The sequence below is a fragment of the Anoxynatronum buryatiense genome (assembly GCF_900182905.1).
In the GTDB taxonomy this organism is placed as follows: Bacteria; Bacillota; Clostridia; order Peptostreptococcales; family Tindalliaceae; genus Anoxynatronum; species Anoxynatronum buryatiense.
This window is the reverse complement of sequence record NZ_FXUF01000016.1, coordinates 1-15,402: the sequence shown is the minus strand read 5'-3', so window position 1 is coordinate 15,402 and position 15,402 is coordinate 1. Positions and strand designations below refer to the sequence as shown.

The following is a 15,402-nucleotide window of genomic DNA, read 5'->3' as shown; positions in this document are numbered from 1 at the left end:
TTGAAGTTCATGGCACAAACAAACTTAAGGGCAGTGAAAGCGGATTCAGGAGCCCTGCGGCTGGATGAAATGCGGGAAAAAATCCAGGAACAATCACTGGCGGTACTGGTGGTGGAAGATGACCCCATGAGTCGCACGTTTATGCAAAAAATCATGGGACGCCTGGGAGTCGAAGCAGATTTTGCCATCGACGGATTAGAAGCCATGCGACTCTATAACCGCAACACATACGACTTGATTTTCATGGATATTCAAATGCCGGTGATGAATGGATACGAAACCACGAAACTGATCCGGGAGCAGGAGCAACTGACGAATGTCCACACTCCCATTATTGCCATCACCGCCTACGCCCTGGAAGAAGACCGGGAAAAGTGTCTTAACGCAGGCATGGATGATTACCTCTCAAAGCCGGTATCGGTGGATCACCTTCTCCGGGTAATTGCTGAGCGCTGTTAACGGTCTGTTGTCAATGAAACACGGCTAACGCCATTGTCTGAAACCGGCTTTCAAATGGAAGCCGGTTTTTTGCAGGCTTTTCCTCCGCCAGAGGATTATTTATGAAAAATTGAGGTATGAATACAAGTAGACAGCGTAGAAGTATGGGAACCGAACCACAAAAGGAGGAATCATCATGACAGTGCATAAGCATCATTGGTCAGGCAAATTAGTGCTGATCCTGCTGCTGACAATACTGGTCCTGACAGCTTGCAACTCACAATCGTCAGAGACAGCACCGCCGGCGGCACCTGAAGAAACAGAAGCTCCAGAGACAGCGGCAGAGGCACCTGATGAATCTGAATCAGAGGAGGACTTGCCGGTATACACACTCGAAGAACTGGCTGCCTTCAACGGCCAGGATGGCAATCCCGCTTACGTTGCAGTGGATGGCCTGGTGTATGACTTTACAGAACTTGGCGGATGGCAGGGCGGCACTCACAACAGCTTTGAAGCCGGTCAGGATCTCACTGAAGCGCTTCACAATACATCACCACACGGAGACCGGGTACTGAGCCGGGCGCCGGTGGTGGGACGGCTTGCAGAATAAGTGATGAAAAAAGCAAAACAGGAGGTAACGGAATGAGTGAGACCAGAGAATCCGGTGACTACCGGGAGACACAGGAAATTGAACTTAAGCTGTTATTGCTGCAATCACCGGACCACTCTGTTTTCTGGCGTATTCCCCATCTTCGCCAGGGGCTCCAATCAAAACCGGTTACCGATATGTTGGTGAGCACCTATTACGATACCCCTGATCATGACTTGCTGCAGAAGGGATATACCTATCGGGTTCGGAGGGAGGCAACGGGGTGGATGGCAACCGTCAAGGGGATGGGAACCGTTGAAGGGGGCCTTCATCGGCGTGAGGAGTGGAACTCCCCGCTGCCGGAAGGGCAGCCGGATCTGACACTCCTTGAAGACGAAAAAATTAGATCTGTTCTTATGAAGCTGACAGATGATCAACCCCTTGTGCCTCTTATGACCACCCGATTTCAACGCACTCAGGCACTTTGGCAGCATTCGTCGGGTACACGGATTGAACTGGCACTGGATGAAGGGGTCATTGAGACCGAAACCAAAAAAATGCCAATCAATGAACTGGAGCTGGAACTAAAAGAAGGGTCATCACTGGTGTTGCTGGAGCTGGGGGAACATATATCCAAGTACATGGCGGTGGCCCCCGGTGATGACAGTAAGTTTCACAGGGGGCTTCAAATGCTGGAACTGGTCCCGGGCAGCCAGTCAAAAGAAGCCCGTTATCAAAAAAAAGCACTGCTGACAAAAGAGCAGGCCAAGACATCAACATTGGCCCAGGCCGTACCCAGAGTGCTTAAAGAAGGTTTTGCCGATGTGATCAGCAGTTTTCAGAACCTGCACCATGAACCTGAAATGCCGGAACACCTCCATCAGTTGCGGGTCAGCTTGCGGCGTCTTCGTTCACTTATTTCTTTTCTGCGACCCGCATTGAACAAGACCCAGGCAGAAGCACTCCAGACAAGCCTTCAGAGGTGGAGCAATCAATGGTCTCCACTGAGAGAGATTGATGTGCTGGCAGTTCATTTTCAGGAGTTTATCCATGCGTTTGAATCTGCAGATGAGCCGAAAGCGGCCCCGTTGATGCAGACGCTCGTGGATCAGCAGGTGGCACTGGCACGTCGGCCTTTGTATGATTCCCTCGGGAAGGGAGAAATGACAACCCGGCTGCTGGCCTGTTGGCGCCAGACGAAAGAACTGTCGGTGGATGATGACATGGGTGACCGTCTACTGGCCGACTTTGGAGAAAAGAGGCTTCGCCGCTGGGTGAAACGTTTTGAGACCAAGGGGCGCTGCACCGGGCTGGAAGATATTCAACAGCTCCATCGCCTGCGAATACAGGGCAAAAAAATCCGGTATGTGATGGAAAGCCTCTCACCGGCATTGCCAGACATCCCCAGAAAGACAGTCAAGACCATGAAAAAGCTGCAGACGCTGATGGGTGATCTGCACGATGTTCACTGTGAGATGAAACATATGAAACGCTGGGTATCGGATCATCCGGCTGATGTTGAGCTGATGCGCCAGGCCGGGCGATATGAAGGATGGCAGCAGCAACGGGAAACTGCCTTCAATCACCAACTGGCACGCTTCTGGAAAAAAACCAGCACCAGGCTCTGATGATCATTTATTAATCAGTCTTCGGTTACGATGAACAAGGCTTCATTAATCCAATGGAAAGAAGCGATTTCAATGGACAAAGAAAAATGGCTGTCACTGGAAAAGGCGCTGAAAGAATTTTTCGGCAGTGCATTTGATATGGAGGGTAAATCAACGGCTTTTCTGAAAAAAGAAGCCCTGGATGAAATGGATAATTTCATGTTGCTCTGCTATGCTGATCTTTTGGGCATTCCCCTGCCCCTGTCCTACTACACCATTGAGCTGCTGCCCTACATGGCAGAAGACCTGGAGGGCTGGGAGCGGCGCATTATGGAAAGAAAAAGTATTCTCTCAGAACGTTGGAGCACTTACGACTGGTGTTGTTAAGGAGGTGATGGGAATGGCCCGATTTGTCTTCTTTGGTGGTAAGGGCGGCGTGGGAAAAACCAGCTGCGCAGCTGCCTTCGCGTTACTGTGTGCCAAAAATCAGCAAAAAACCTTATTAGTTTCCACTGATCCGGCCCATTCGCTGGCGGATCTTTTTCATGCCCGTATTGGCTGTGAGGTGACTGAACTGGCACCCTTCCTTTTTGGAATGGAAATCAACCCGGCAGAGGAAAGCACCCGGTACATTAACCGGGTGAAAAACAACCTGATTCAAGTGGTCAGTCCGGTGATCCTGGAAGAAATCGAAAAACAGCTGGATGCAGCTTCCATATCGCCTGGGTCAGAGGAAGCCGCTCTTTTTGATAAGATGGTGGAAATTATCAATGAAAACGGGAACGATTTTGATCAGGTGGTTTTCGACACAGCTCCCACGGGACACACCCTGCGACTGATGGCCCTCCCTGAACTGCTGGGGGCATGGCTTGACAGGCTGATGGAGAAACGCCGACATGCCCTGAAACTTTCGGGAATGGCCATGCGTAAAGGGCATGAAGCGGAAGAAATCATGGCAAAGGATCCGGTGCTCACGCTGCTCAGCAACCGCAAAGCCAATCTGGAAAGGGCCCGGGAAGTGCTGCTGGACAGGCAGCGCCTTCGGTTTGTATTTGTACTGAATCCGGAACGTCTGCCAGTGGAAGAAACGGCCAAGGCGGTTGGTGTGCTGGCAAAGCATGGAATTCCAGTGAATGACCTGGTGGTAAATCGCATCTTACCTGATGATCAACCGCCCGGATTTTGGCAGAAACGCAAAGTGATTGAATCCAGCTACCTGAGTCAAATCAGCCAGAAGTTCCCTGCCCAGCGCATTCTTCATATCCCCCTTATGGAGATGGAAATCGATGAAACAACTCTGGAAAAAATGGCAGTTTGGTTGGCTCCGTTGTTGGAAATAAAAGAAGCAGACGGTGTGGAAGGAACAGCGTGAATCGGCAGAATGAATTGATGGAGGTGCTGAGGATATGAATGAAGTGATCCATTTACTGGAAAATCACCGATCAATCCGAAAATTTCTGGATCAGCCGGTGGAAGATGCCGTGGTGGAGAAGATCATAAGTTGCGGGCAACATGCTGCCACTTCCAGTTTTTTGCAAGCCTACAGCGTGATTCGGGTGCGGGACGCTGAAAAACGAGAGCAACTGGCAACCTGGTGCGGCGATCAGATGCATGTGAAAGAAGCACCTCTGTTTCTGATCTTTTGTGCTGACCTGCATCGCTGGCAAATGGCCTGTGAGGTACAGGGAGTGAAAATGGTGCCTGGCATGACAGAACAGTTCATTATTGCCAGTGTGGATGCGGGTATTTTCGGTCAGAATGTGCTGGTGGCCGCAGAATCACTGGGATTGGGAGGTGTCTATGTGGGAGGCATCCGCAATCACCCCCGTGAAGTATCGGATCTCCTCCAACTTCCGAAGCAGGTCTATCCCGTCTTTGGTATGTCGCTTGGATACCCGGCACAGGACCCTCAGGTGAAGCCGAGGCTGCCATTGCCCCTGGTATTAATGGAAGAAACCTATCATGAAGACGGTGAACTGTTAAAGGAGTATGACCACACTTTTCAGGCGTATCTAAACAGCCGGGGCAGCAATCAACGCAATCAAACATGGACTCAGACTGTGGCAGAAAAAGTGACCAGAGAAATGCGGCCCCATATGCGTAGGTATCTCACAGACCAGGGATTTGAGCTGAAATAGAAAAACAGTATGAACGAAAAATATAAAAAAACACAAAAATGACGTGACAACAGAAAGGATTTGATGCCATGAACAATGTTTCCATTAAAGCAAAAATCATTTTATCCCTGTTTATACTGGGGCTGGTCTCTGTGATACTGGGTGCCACCGCCTATTTTGGCAATCTGAATGTGGCTCACCTTGGCGGTGAAGTGGAAGACAATCTGCTGATGACCCGCTTTATCAGGGAACGGGAAATTGACCATTTGGACTGGAGTGCTGATTTAAGCCGCACCGTTTTTGAAGGAGACGATTTTCACGGTTCCCTGGACCATACCGCCTGCGGTCTTGGGCGATGGTATTACGAGTTCATTGAAACAGAAACATTCAGGTTGTTGCCTTCACACCTTCAGCAGCAGTTTCGCGATCTGGAGCAGCCTCATATTGAGTTACATAGAAGTGCCGAAACCATCATTGCTGCCATGAACCGGGGAGACGTTGAAACAGCTGTGAATACCTATGGCACAGTGACGCAGCTGCATTTGGGGGAAGTGAGGGCCATTATGACAGGGATTAACGATTCCTATGGAGTGCTTTCCGGTGATCTCCAGCAGCAATCCACCACGACACAGCAAACCCTGCTGACACTGACGCTGCTCCTGATCGCAGCAGCAGTGGTCATTGCCCTTGTGGTGGGTGTTTTTCTTAACCGAAATGCCATACGTCCCATTGGGCGCATGACGGCCATGCTGAAAGATATCTCCGAGGGTGAAGGAGATTTGACCACGCGTCTTGCGATTCAATCCAATGACGAAGTGGGGCTTATGGCACGATACTTCAACCAGTTTGTGGAAAAAATCCAGCATACAGTGCAGGATATTCAGGTTACCACCAATACCCTGCGCAAGTCTTCTGCCAATCTGGGCGAAGTGGCAGAAGTAATGGCCGCAAACAGTGAAGAACTGAACTCCAAGGTGGAGACGGTCAGTGCGGCGGTGGAAGAAATCACCGCCAGCATTGCAGGCACGGCCCAGGCTTCCGACGAAGTGAAAAGTAGTCTGGGAGTTGTCAGTGCAGCCATTGAAGAAATGAATGCCACGCTGAGAAACATGGCCTCTGCCTCCGAGCAAAGTTCGGTGGGTGTCAAAGATGTGGCAGCATTGGTCAATGACATCTCAGCCAAAATTCAAAGCACTTCCCAATCAACCGATCATGTTTCCAGTGCGGTGACCAGTGTGGTGACTGCCATTAAAGAAATTAATCTCTCTTTGAATGAAGTGAGCCGCAGCTGTGAACGTTCCATTCAAATTACTGCCAATGCTGAAGAAAAAGCCCATGAGACCAATGAGACCATTATCCAGTTAAACCGGCTCTCCAATGAAGTGGGAAAAATTGTTAATGTGATCAATGATATAGCTGATCAGACCAACATGCTGGCGCTGAACGCTGCCATCGAAGCTGCAGGTGCCGGCGAAGCAGGCAAGGGTTTTGCAGTGGTGGCCAATGAAGTGAAAGAATTGGCCCGACAAACAAGTGAAGCCACTGAAGAGATTCGCAATCAAATTGAGACCATGCAGGCGAGTACCAGCCATGCCGTTGGCTCGGTGAAAGAAATCGGTGATGTCATTACAGAAATCACTGAAATCACCAATTCCATTGCCGCCGCAGTGACACAACAGTCAGCAACCACCGGTGACATATCAGAGGCAGCCATCAATGCTTCCCAGGAGGTGGAGGCAGTGAACCGGGAAATGACACAGGTAGCCGGTAATGCGGAAGATGTTTCCCGAAGTGTGGCAGAAATTGCCGAGGGCGTCAATGAGCTGGCACGTTCCGCCGGTGAGATTGCAGTTGCTTCCAACGAGGTGGCCAGTAACGTGGAACAGGTTTCCCGAAAAGTGGAAGACGTGGCCCGTTCATCAGAAGAAATCGCCCAGGGTTCCAATGAAATTGCTGAAAATGTGGTGGATATCAACAGCGTGTCAGCAGATACAGCAGGCGGTGCTTCAGAAACCAGCCAGGCAGCCCGTGAAATGGCGCATATCACCGAAACCCTTGAAAATCTGGTGAATCAGTTTAAAATATAAACTGCAGAGAAGGCGGCCTGTTTCAAGGCTGCCTGAGGTTGAAGACAAAGGGCTTTGGCCAGGCCAGCTGATTTCAAAACAAGATTTCCAAGGCTGTCCTTTACCAAATCCCTTATATTCATTGTATTTTGTCTACAGTCTGAGGCAGCCTGTTGCCAGGCTGCCTCAGACTGTCATTTAATGAAACAGGAGGAAGCAACTATGAAGTATCAGGAAATCAGAAGCCAGGCCCGCAGTATTTTAAAAGAAAAATGTAAAGTATGTGAAGACTGCAATGGAATTGCCTGCCGGGGGCAGGTGCCGGGAGTGGGTGGCAAGGGGCTGGGCAGTTCTTTTATCCGCAACCGGGTGATGGTGCGTGAAACAAGTCTGAATCTGGACACCCTGGTACCGGCGACAGAAACTGACACCAGTGTGACTCTTTTTGGCAAGAAGTTTCGATTTCCATTCTTTGCTGCACCCATTGGTGCACTGGAAATCAACTACCACCCATCCCTCAATGATTTAACCTACAATGAGCATATGGTGGCCGGATGTCGTGAGGCCGGGATCATGGCCTTCACCGGAGACGGTGCCAAAATGGAGTACTATGAAGGGCCGCTGAAAATCATTCAGGATAATGAAGGTGTGGGAGCGCCCACCATCAAGCCCTGGGATAACGCCATGGCATTGCAGAAAATCCGCATGGCAGAAGCCCATGGGGTCACAGCCCTGGCCATGGATGTGGATGCCGCCGGTCTGGTGCTGCTGGCCATGGCCGGCACCCCGGTGTACAACAAATCGGTGGAAGAACTGAAAGAACTGTGTGACAGCACTGCACTCCCCATGATTCTAAAAGGTATCATGACTCCTGCAGGTGCACTGAAAGCGCTGGAAGCAGGAGCAGCAGGCATCGTGGTCTCCAACCATGGCGGCAGGGTCATGGATGACGCCCCATCCACCATTGAAGTACTGCCTGCCATTGCCGAAGCGGTCAAGGGAAAGCTGACCATCTTCATCGACGGTGGCTTCAGAAGCGGAGAAGATATCCTGAAAGCCCTGGCGCTGGGAGCAGATGCCGTTCTCATTGGCAGACCTTTTGCGGTTGCCGCCTATGGCGGCGGTACGGAGGGTGTGCGTGTTTATGCCGAAAAAATAGGCCAGGAACTGAAAGAAGCCATGATCATGACCGGCTGCCATTCCCTGGCAGATGCGACGCCTGACAAGTGCTGGAAGCGCTAAATCATATCAAGTGAAGAAAATAAACAACCCCGTTCCAGGAAGTTCTGGAACGGGGTTGTTGGTGATTGTATGGAATGTTGAAAGTGCTTCTTAGGCTGCCTTAAGCGGTTTTCTTTTGGTAAAAGGAATCGATGATCAGGGCAATGGCGCCGTCTCCGGTGACGTTGCAGGCGGTTCCAAAACTGTCCTGTGCCATATAAAGGGCAATCATCAGTCCCAGGTTGGCTTCCGAAAAACCAAGAATGGAAGAGAGTAATCCCAGGGCAGCCATAACAGCACCGCCGGGAACTCCGGGAGCAGCCACCATGGTAACGCCCAACAACACGATGAAGGGCAGGTAATCGCCAAAAACAGGTGCCATACCATTCATGGCCAGCACAGCGATGGAGCAGGCCACCAGGGTAATGGTACTGCCTGCCAGATGAATCGTGGCAGAAAGGGGGATCACGAAGTCGGCCACCTGTTCAGAAACCTGGTTGCTTTTGGCGCTGCGCAGCGTGACGGGAATGGTGGCGGCGCTGGACATGGTGCCCAGCGCAGTGGCGTAGGCAGGCAGCATATTTTTCAGTGCCACCAGGGGATTTTTACCTGCCCGGGAGCCGGCGATGGTGTAAAGCACCAGCAGGTAACCCACATGCATCAGAATAATCAGCACAAAGACTTGTCCAAATACACGCAGCGTGGTAAAAGCATCACCGGCAGCAGCCATGTCGGCAAATATACCGGCAATGTAAAAAGGCAGCAGGGGAATAATGACCTTGGTGATGACCCGTACAATGATGGTTCTAAATTCCTCCATAAAATTAAAAAGGGCTGTTTTTGATTCTTCGTGGCGAAGAAAGTTGATGCCAAGACCGAAAATAAAGGCTGTCACCAGGGCTGTCATCACACCCATGATCGGTGGGATACTCAGCTCGATGATGGGCGTCAGACCAACAGAATCGGTGGCGGCAACCCCTTCGGTGATGATAGCGGGAATAATCAGGCTGGAAATAAAGAAAGCAACAATCCCCGCTGCCAGGGTGGAAAGATAAGCAATACCAGCGGTGGCTCCCAGCAGTTTGCCGGCTTTTTCCCCCAGTTCAGCAATACCGGGAATAATAAAGCCAATGATAATGAGGGGAACAATGTAACCCAGCAACTGACCAAAAATCTGTGTGAAGGTGTAGAGCACACGCCCCACATGGCCAGGCATGGTCAGACCGATGATAATCCCTGCCACAATCCCCAGCAGCAGTTTGGGAATCAAACCCATGTTTTTCATGATACAAAAAACTCCTCTCTGATGTTAGATATATTGTTTTAATCACCGGTAAAACCGGTGTTATCACTGCTTTAATGCTTCAAAATGAGCATAGGCACCGCGGAAAGCATCCAGTGCCTGGTCAAGATCTTCCCGGCTGTGAGCTGCTGACACCTGGGTGCGAATCCGGGCTTTCCCCTCGGGCACCACCGGGTAAAAGAAACCAACCACATAGAGGCCGCGCTTTAAAAGATCTTCAGCCATGGTTTGTGCCAGCACCGCATCCCCCAGCATAACGGGAACAATGGGGTGCTCTCCGGGAATAATGGTATAACCTATATCGGTGAGTTGTTTACGAAAGTAGACAGTATTTTCATGCACCCGGTCCCGGTACTCGGTGGACTCTGAAAGCATTTTCAGAACCTCCAGTGATGCAGCGGCAATGGCCGGGGCCAGCGTGTTGGAAAAAAGATAGGGGCGGCTCCTCTGCCGCAGAAGCTCAATCAAGGCCTTGCGTCCACTGGTGTAGCCGCCACTGGCACCTCCCAGAGCCTTGCCCAGGGTGCCGGTAATGAGATCCACCCGGTCCATGACACCGCAGTGCTCATGGGTTCCCCTGCCGGTTTTTCCCATAAAACCGACGGCATGGCTGTCATCCACCATCACCAGAGCACCATAGGCATCTGCCAAATCACAGATTCCCTTGAGGTTGGCAATGATGCCATCCATGGAAAAAACACCGTCGGTGGCGATGAGGGTAATGCCTCCCGGCTGTCGCTCCTTCAGCTTGTTTTCAAGGTCTTCAAGGTTGTTGTTCTTGTAAATGAGTTTTTTGGCTTTGCACAGCCGCATACCATCAATGATACTGGCATGATTCAGTTCATCACTGATGATGGTATCTTTTTCGGAAAGCAGGGTTTCAAAAAGGCCGCCGTTGGCATCAAAGCAGGAAGAGTAGAGAATGGTGTCATCTGTTCCCAGAAACTGGGACAGTTCCGCCTCCAGCTCTTTATGAACCGACTGGGTACCGCAGATAAACCGCACTGATGACAGCCCGTAGCCCCACTGGTCATAGCTCGCTCTGGCAGCGGCCACCACTCGTGGATGGCTGGAGAGGCCCAGGTAGTTATTGGCACAGAGATTGATCACATCAGTTTCTGAAGTGGTGTTGATTCGTGAACTTTGTGCCCCTGAAAGTACCCGTTCAGTTTTCCAGAGCCCCTGGTGACGAATGCCGTCAAGAAGCTGGGAGTAGTGCTCTTGCGTAGCTGGTGTGAACATAAGACTCATCCTTTCTGTGGGGAAGAAGCACCCATGCCGGTTAATCTTCCCAGTTGAGTACGATTTTTCCTGAATGGCCGGATGCCATCAGTTCAAAAGCCTTCTCGTATTCAGTATAATGAAATTTATGGGTGATGACTTGAGAAATATCCAACCCGGACTGAATCATGGCTGTCATTTTATACCAGGTTTCATACATTTCACGGCCATAGATGCCCTTCAGTGTGAGACCGTTGAAAACAATGGTGTTCCAGTCAATGCAAGTTTCCGGCTGCTGAATTCCCAGCACTGCGATTTTACCGCCATGGCACATGTTTTGAATCATATCCTGAAAAGCCGAAGCGTTACCTGACATTTCGAGGCCCACATCAAAACCTTCTTTCATGCCCAAAGAATCCATCACATCCTTCAGCCGGGTGGTACGCACATTGACTGCCCGGCTGACTCCCATTTTTTGAGCCAGCTCAAGCCGGTAATCATTCACATCGGTGATCACCACATGGCGGGCACCGGCATGGCGGGCCACAGCGGCGGCCATGATGCCAATGGGGCCGGCACCTGTGATGAGGACATCCTCGCCCAGCAAATCAAAGCTGAGAGCAGTATGCACCGCATTTCCCAGTGGGTCAAAGCAGCTGAGAATATCCATGTCAATGGTAGGGTCGCAGTGCCACACGTTGGTAACGGGAATAGCCAGGTACTCGGCAAAAGCACCCGGACGGTTCACCCCCACACCACTGGTGCTGTTGCACAGGTGGCGTCTGCCTGCCAGGCAGTTACGGCAGCGGCCGCAGACAACATGACCTTCACCGGAGACCATTTCGCCTATGTGAACATCGTGGACATTTTCACCAATGGCCACCACTTCTCCCACAAACTCATGACCTATGGTCATGGGAACAGGAATGGTTTTTTGTGACCAGTCATCCCATTGGTAAATATGCACATCAGTACCGCACACAGAAGTGCGCTTGATCTTGATCAAAACGTCATTTTTGCCAACTTCGGGTTTTGGAACATCCTCAAGCCAGAGACCCGGCTCCCGGTGTTTTTTTACCAATGCTTTCATCATAGCATCATCCCTTCTTTTTCCTTCTCCCCCACAGGGGTCATTCGTTTTTCATTCCTGACTGAAATCATGAAGCTCATACCTTGACAGGCACCATCATTTGAAAGTAACACCAGGTCATTGAGGAAACGTTTACATGACGGTTTTGAAAAACCTATGATTAGCAAGTTGATTTACTTTGAGTATAATCAGCTTGCGTCCACTTGTCAAAGCACCCAAACAGCATAAAAAATAGCAATAAGTCTATTCGATAAAGCAATATCAACGAATACAAGAACTCAAGACAGGGAACCGTCTCATAAAATAATTCAAACGTCCTTACCAGAAGGACAAAAAAATAAAACAAATTAATATTGACAAATAGGTATTGAAATACTACAATAAAAGAAAACGTTGAACACGGAGGTTATCCAATGAACCGAAAAATTATTGAGATCAATGAGGCACTGTGTAATGGCTGCGAACTGTGTGTCACTGCCTGTCATGAAGGTGCCATCGAAATGGTGGACGGAAAAGCCCGCCTGATTAGTGATGTGTACTGTGACGGACTGGGCGACTGTTTGCCCGAATGCCCCACAGGTGCCATCAAGATGATCGAAAGGGAAGCGGCACCCTATGATGAAGCACTGGTGATGCAGCGCATCAGCGAACGTGAAGCCCGTGAGGCAGCTGTTGTGAAAGAGACGGCACCAGCGGGATCTCCCTGTGGATGTCCCGGAATGGCAGCAAAAGCTATCCAACGAGATCATACCACATCAACAGCATCATCTTCCCATGAGAGCTATGAACAAGTGCATGCTGATCACCATCAGGCACCCTCTGAACTATCCCAGTGGCCGGTGCAGTTGAACTTGGTGCACCCCCAGGCGCCATATCTTCAGGGGGCAGATATTCTCATTGCTGCTGACTGCACTGCCTACGCCTACGGAGATTTCCACCGGGATTTCATTAAAGGAAAGATCACGCTCATCGGATGCCCCAAACTGGATGATAACCAGCATTATCAGGAAAAATTAACGGAAATATTTCGGCTCAATAACCCGAAAAGCATTACCGTAACGCGTATGCAGGTGCCTTGCTGTGGGGGCATTGTGAGCGCAGTTCGTCAGGCCATGCTGGCAGCTCAGGTCATTGTGCCTTATCGAGAGGTCACCATCGGCACCGACGGCACCCTGCTTCAGGGATAGATGAAATGAAACCGGCTCATTGTCATGGCCGGTCTGCAGGAGCTGTATCAGCAAATATGACTATGGGAAAAGAAGAGATCAGCCCGATTCATCATGGTCTTGAGGTTGGAAAAACAGTGAAGGGAGGGCGTTAAGCCCTCCCTTCACTGTTTGATGGTTTTTTGTGACGCTAATGTTCCGGGCCTGCATAGTTCCGGGGATAGACGTAAGGAACATCGGGTTTTTCGCGAAGCTCAATGGTTTCCACCCGAACCACAGGAGCTTCGTAGGTTTTATCCACCCAGGGGTCATAATACGTGGTTTGATCAATGACGCCGGTGACCTGGACCCACGTATAGTCTTCAAAGGCATCTGCACCTTCATAATCGGCCAAAATACCTGTTATGAGGGAGTCGGCGGCACAACAGACAATTAAGAGGCGGGAAATGAAGAGAGTCTGTTCATCAAAATGATCCTGGCGGAAAACAAACCCATAAAGGGACACTTTCTGACCAATATAACGGGGAATATCATTGCGGATTTCGTTGAGGGCATCATCAAAGAACACATCGTCGATTTCCAGCACCTCGTACCGTGTATAGTCGATACGTCGGTTGGTGTCGGGTGAAAAAAGCGAAAACCCTGATCGGTCCTGGGCGGCGACGGTAATGCCTCTTGTCACGGCAATTTCTTCGGTGATTCCTTTGGGAGCCACCAGTGCGCCTGTCAGGAGAGGCAGCAGGAACAGCAAGTAGCCCCATTTAACAGGGCGACGGGAAGTGTCTGACAGCCGCTTCACCTGAAAGATGGTGAGGACAAAGAAAGCCAGCATGGTCAAGGTGGTGAACTTAACACTTCTGGGGTGCACAAAGTACAGAATTTCGCCGGAATACAGCAAATGATACAGATACACACTGAAACCAAGCAAGATTAAAAACCAGCAGCATTCGTTCCAATTGATTTTTTTCATATTTTCACCTACCATCCCACAAGGTTAATGAGGAGCGCAAACGAGAAACAGACAACAGTGGTGACGGCGATGAGGCGCACCACAAATCGGGTTTGAAAACCATCCAGCAGCATTAACGTGTTCTTCACATCAATCATGGGGCCGTAGATCATAAAGGCCACCACCGCGCCGGAGGTAAACTGCCCCACGAAGGTTCTGGCGATAAAGGCATCCGCCTCTGAACAGAGAGAAAGACCATAAGCCAGGGCCATGAGAATCAGGATGGAAACCACCGGGCGTTCTCCGATGGACATCAGCAGATTACGTGGCAGGAAGGTCTGCACAAAAGATGAAATAAAAGCGCCCATGATGAGAAAACGTCCCACGGCATAGAGTTCCAGGCTGGTGTGGTGAATAATGTTGGTCACATGTCCGAAAAAGCGGTTCAGTGTCGGATCTTTAAAGAAGCCGCCGACAGCAGATGCCTCGTGGGAATGATCACATCCACAGAGGGGTTCACTGTGAGAGGTATGGGTGTGAGACGGTTCGTGGGTATGATGATTCTCATGGGTTTGCTCATGCTCGTGGAGCGTAATATTGTCATGAGAAGCATGGGCCGGGATGGTGTGACCGTGATTTCCGGAACATGAGTCATCTGTATGATCACAGTCGTGTTCGAAGTGGTGTGTACGACCACAGTCGTGTTCTGTACTCTGTATATGGGTACAGGCATCACTGTGAACATGAGTGTCATGACCATGCAGGTGGCCATGATCATGGCCGCAGTCACATGAGGCGGTCTCTCCGCCTAAACGCAGCATTTTTTCAGGGTGTTTCATCAGGCTAACCACATAGCCGATGATGATGGCTCCCAGCATTCCCAGAAAACCTCTTAACAGGGCAATGTGCCACTGGCCGTTGAAGGCATAGTAAGTGGACAGCATGACCACCGGATTCATGATGGCCACTGACATGAGAAAAGTGATTCCCACATGAAGGGGGACACCCTTGGCAATGAGACGGCGGGTCAAAGGAACATTGGCACATTCGCAAATAGGGAAGAAAATGCCCATTAGGGAGGCTGCCAGTAGCGCAGGCAGCTTTTGAGGTGGAATCCAGCGGATCAGCATGTCTTCGGTGACAAAGATTTGAATCAGCGAGGAGACAAACACCCCAAAAAGAACAAAGGGGAAAGCTTCCAGTACAATACTGATAAAAATCGTGCTGAAGTTTTCAAGGGTTGAACGCTGCACCAGAAAAGAATCACTCCCGGACTGCACCATTGCCCAAATCAGTAATACCATTGCCAGAATCGCCAGAGTGATAATGAGGCTGCGACTGTCACGGCGGCCAGCCAGGGTGCTGGTTGTCATATGCATCATCCTTTACGCAAGAGATTGATTGATGAAGATGAATCTTTTCTGTTGCCCATTATACTACATATGCAATCCGTTTGCATATAGAACAGACAAGAATATCTCCCTGATTTTCCGAAATGCAGATTGTTGAGAGCTGAGTGCCCTTTTCAGCCCAGCTGCCGCGTGAGTTTGACAGCAAAACCGAAAAGTTGAATCCATAAGATCCTTTGAAAGTAAGCCTTGCGGCTACTTTTTTTGTCAAATTTTTATTCTTTTT

Annotated in this window: 15 protein-coding genes; 9 read left to right on the top strand and 6 right to left on the bottom strand. The window is 50.2% G+C overall.

Annotation, left to right across the window (positions count from 1 at the left end; genetic code table 11):
• Positions 1-9: 9 nt before the first annotated feature.
• From QOL74_RS15595 to QOL74_RS15560, 8 genes are all read left to right on the top strand, one after another.
• A complete protein-coding gene (locus QOL74_RS15595) occupies positions 10-459 on the top strand; it encodes a response regulator (RefSeq protein ID WP_283410434.1) in 450 nt (149 codons plus the stop codon).
• A gap of 175 nt (positions 460-634) precedes the next feature.
• Complete coding sequence (locus tag QOL74_RS15590) at positions 635-1,048, top strand: cytochrome b5 domain-containing protein (protein ID WP_283410433.1); 414 nt, start codon at positions 635-637, stop codon at positions 1,046-1,048.
• A 32-nt stretch (positions 1,049-1,080) separates the two neighbouring features.
• Entirely contained in the window at positions 1,081-2,655 is a 1,575-nt protein-coding gene (locus QOL74_RS15585) for a CYTH and CHAD domain-containing protein (RefSeq protein WP_283410432.1), read from the top strand.
• A 72-nt stretch (positions 2,656-2,727) separates the two neighbouring features.
• Entirely contained in the window at positions 2,728-3,021 is a 294-nt protein-coding gene (locus tag QOL74_RS15580; protein ID WP_283410431.1) for a DUF7990 family protein, read from the top strand.
• Between the two features lie 13 nt (positions 3,022-3,034).
• Complete coding sequence (locus QOL74_RS15575; RefSeq protein ID WP_283410430.1) at positions 3,035-4,006, top strand: ArsA family ATPase; 972 nt, start codon at positions 3,035-3,037, stop codon at positions 4,004-4,006.
• A gap of 34 nt (positions 4,007-4,040) precedes the next feature.
• Positions 4,041-4,772 (top strand): oxygen-insensitive NADPH nitroreductase, encoded by a 732-nt coding sequence (nfsA, locus tag QOL74_RS15570; RefSeq protein WP_283410429.1) that lies wholly within the window; start codon positions 4,041-4,043, stop codon positions 4,770-4,772.
• 68 nt (positions 4,773-4,840) lie between these two features.
• The gene (locus tag QOL74_RS15565) at positions 4,841-6,838 is read left to right on the top strand and encodes a methyl-accepting chemotaxis protein (protein ID WP_283410428.1); all 1,998 of its coding nucleotides are present in this window, start codon (positions 4,841-4,843) and stop codon (positions 6,836-6,838) included.
• 201 nt (positions 6,839-7,039) lie between these two features.
• Positions 7,040-8,059 (top strand): alpha-hydroxy-acid oxidizing protein, encoded by a 1,020-nt coding sequence (locus QOL74_RS15560; RefSeq protein WP_283410427.1) that lies wholly within the window; start codon positions 7,040-7,042, stop codon positions 8,057-8,059.
• A gap of 100 nt (positions 8,060-8,159) precedes the next feature.
• Here the strand turns inward: QOL74_RS15560 and QOL74_RS15555 are convergent, their stop codons facing one another.
• The 3 genes from QOL74_RS15555 to tdh all read right to left on the bottom strand — a co-directional run bounded on the left by QOL74_RS15555 (position 8,160) and on the right by tdh (position 11,652).
• Complete coding sequence (locus tag QOL74_RS15555; RefSeq protein ID WP_283410426.1) at positions 8,160-9,323, bottom strand: dicarboxylate/amino acid:cation symporter; 1,164 nt, start codon at positions 9,321-9,323, stop codon at positions 8,160-8,162.
• 63 nt (positions 9,324-9,386) lie between these two features.
• Positions 9,387-10,583: a glycine C-acetyltransferase gene (locus QOL74_RS15550; protein WP_283410425.1), complete on the bottom strand. Its 1,197-nt coding sequence runs from the start codon at positions 10,581-10,583 to the stop codon at positions 9,387-9,389.
• A 40-nt stretch (positions 10,584-10,623) separates the two neighbouring features.
• Entirely contained in the window at positions 10,624-11,652 is a 1,029-nt protein-coding gene (tdh, locus tag QOL74_RS15545; protein ID WP_283410424.1) for an L-threonine 3-dehydrogenase, read from the bottom strand.
• 413 nt (positions 11,653-12,065) lie between these two features.
• Between tdh and QOL74_RS15540 the strand changes: the two genes are divergently transcribed.
• A complete protein-coding gene (locus QOL74_RS15540; protein ID WP_283410423.1) occupies positions 12,066-12,839 on the top strand; it encodes an ATP-binding protein in 774 nt (257 codons plus the stop codon).
• Between the two features lie 169 nt (positions 12,840-13,008).
• On the opposite strand, the gene QOL74_RS15535 is transcribed toward QOL74_RS15540, so the two are convergent.
• The 3 genes from QOL74_RS15535 to QOL74_RS15525 form a co-directional block, all read right to left on the bottom strand.
• Positions 13,009-13,788, bottom strand: a complete 780-nt coding sequence (locus QOL74_RS15535; protein ID WP_283410422.1) for a TIGR03943 family putative permease subunit — start codon at positions 13,786-13,788, stop codon at positions 13,009-13,011.
• Between the two features lie 8 nt (positions 13,789-13,796).
• Positions 13,797-15,140 (bottom strand): permease, encoded by a 1,344-nt coding sequence (locus tag QOL74_RS15530; protein WP_283410421.1) that lies wholly within the window; start codon positions 15,138-15,140, stop codon positions 13,797-13,799.
• A 58-nt stretch (positions 15,141-15,198) separates the two neighbouring features.
• A partial coding sequence (locus QOL74_RS15525) for a hypothetical protein (RefSeq protein ID WP_283410420.1) occupies positions 15,199-15,402 on the bottom strand: 204 nt, incomplete at its 5' end.

Coding starts and splice junctions, on each gene's coding strand:
- QOL74_RS15575 (WP_283410430.1), top strand. CDS start 3,035: ATGGCCCGATTTGTCTTCTTTGGTGGTAAGGGCGGCGTGGGAAAAACC.
- QOL74_RS15580 (WP_283410431.1), top strand. CDS start 2,728: ATGGACAAAGAAAAATGGCTGTCACTGGAAAAGGCGCTGAAAGAATTT.
- QOL74_RS15555 (WP_283410426.1), bottom strand. CDS start 9,323: ATGAAAAACATGGGTTTGATTCCCAAACTGCTGCTGGGGATTGTGGCA.
- QOL74_RS15530 (WP_283410421.1), bottom strand. CDS start 15,140: ATGACAACCAGCACCCTGGCTGGCCGCCGTGACAGTCGCAGCCTCATT.
- QOL74_RS15590 (WP_283410433.1), top strand. CDS start 635: ATGACAGTGCATAAGCATCATTGGTCAGGCAAATTAGTGCTGATCCTG.
- QOL74_RS15535 (WP_283410422.1), bottom strand. CDS start 13,788: ATGAAAAAAATCAATTGGAACGAATGCTGCTGGTTTTTAATCTTGCTT.
- tdh (WP_283410424.1), bottom strand. CDS start 11,652: ATGAAAGCATTGGTAAAAAAACACCGGGAGCCGGGTCTCTGGCTTGAG.
- QOL74_RS15585 (WP_283410432.1), top strand. CDS start 1,081: ATGAGTGAGACCAGAGAATCCGGTGACTACCGGGAGACACAGGAAATT.
- QOL74_RS15565 (WP_283410428.1), top strand. CDS start 4,841: ATGAACAATGTTTCCATTAAAGCAAAAATCATTTTATCCCTGTTTATA.
- QOL74_RS15540 (WP_283410423.1), top strand. CDS start 12,066: ATGAACCGAAAAATTATTGAGATCAATGAGGCACTGTGTAATGGCTGC.
- QOL74_RS15560 (WP_283410427.1), top strand. CDS start 7,040: ATGAAGTATCAGGAAATCAGAAGCCAGGCCCGCAGTATTTTAAAAGAA.
- nfsA (WP_283410429.1), top strand. CDS start 4,041: ATGAATGAAGTGATCCATTTACTGGAAAATCACCGATCAATCCGAAAA.
- QOL74_RS15550 (WP_283410425.1), bottom strand. CDS start 10,583: ATGTTCACACCAGCTACGCAAGAGCACTACTCCCAGCTTCTTGACGGC.
- QOL74_RS15595 (WP_283410434.1), top strand. CDS start 10: ATGGCACAAACAAACTTAAGGGCAGTGAAAGCGGATTCAGGAGCCCTG.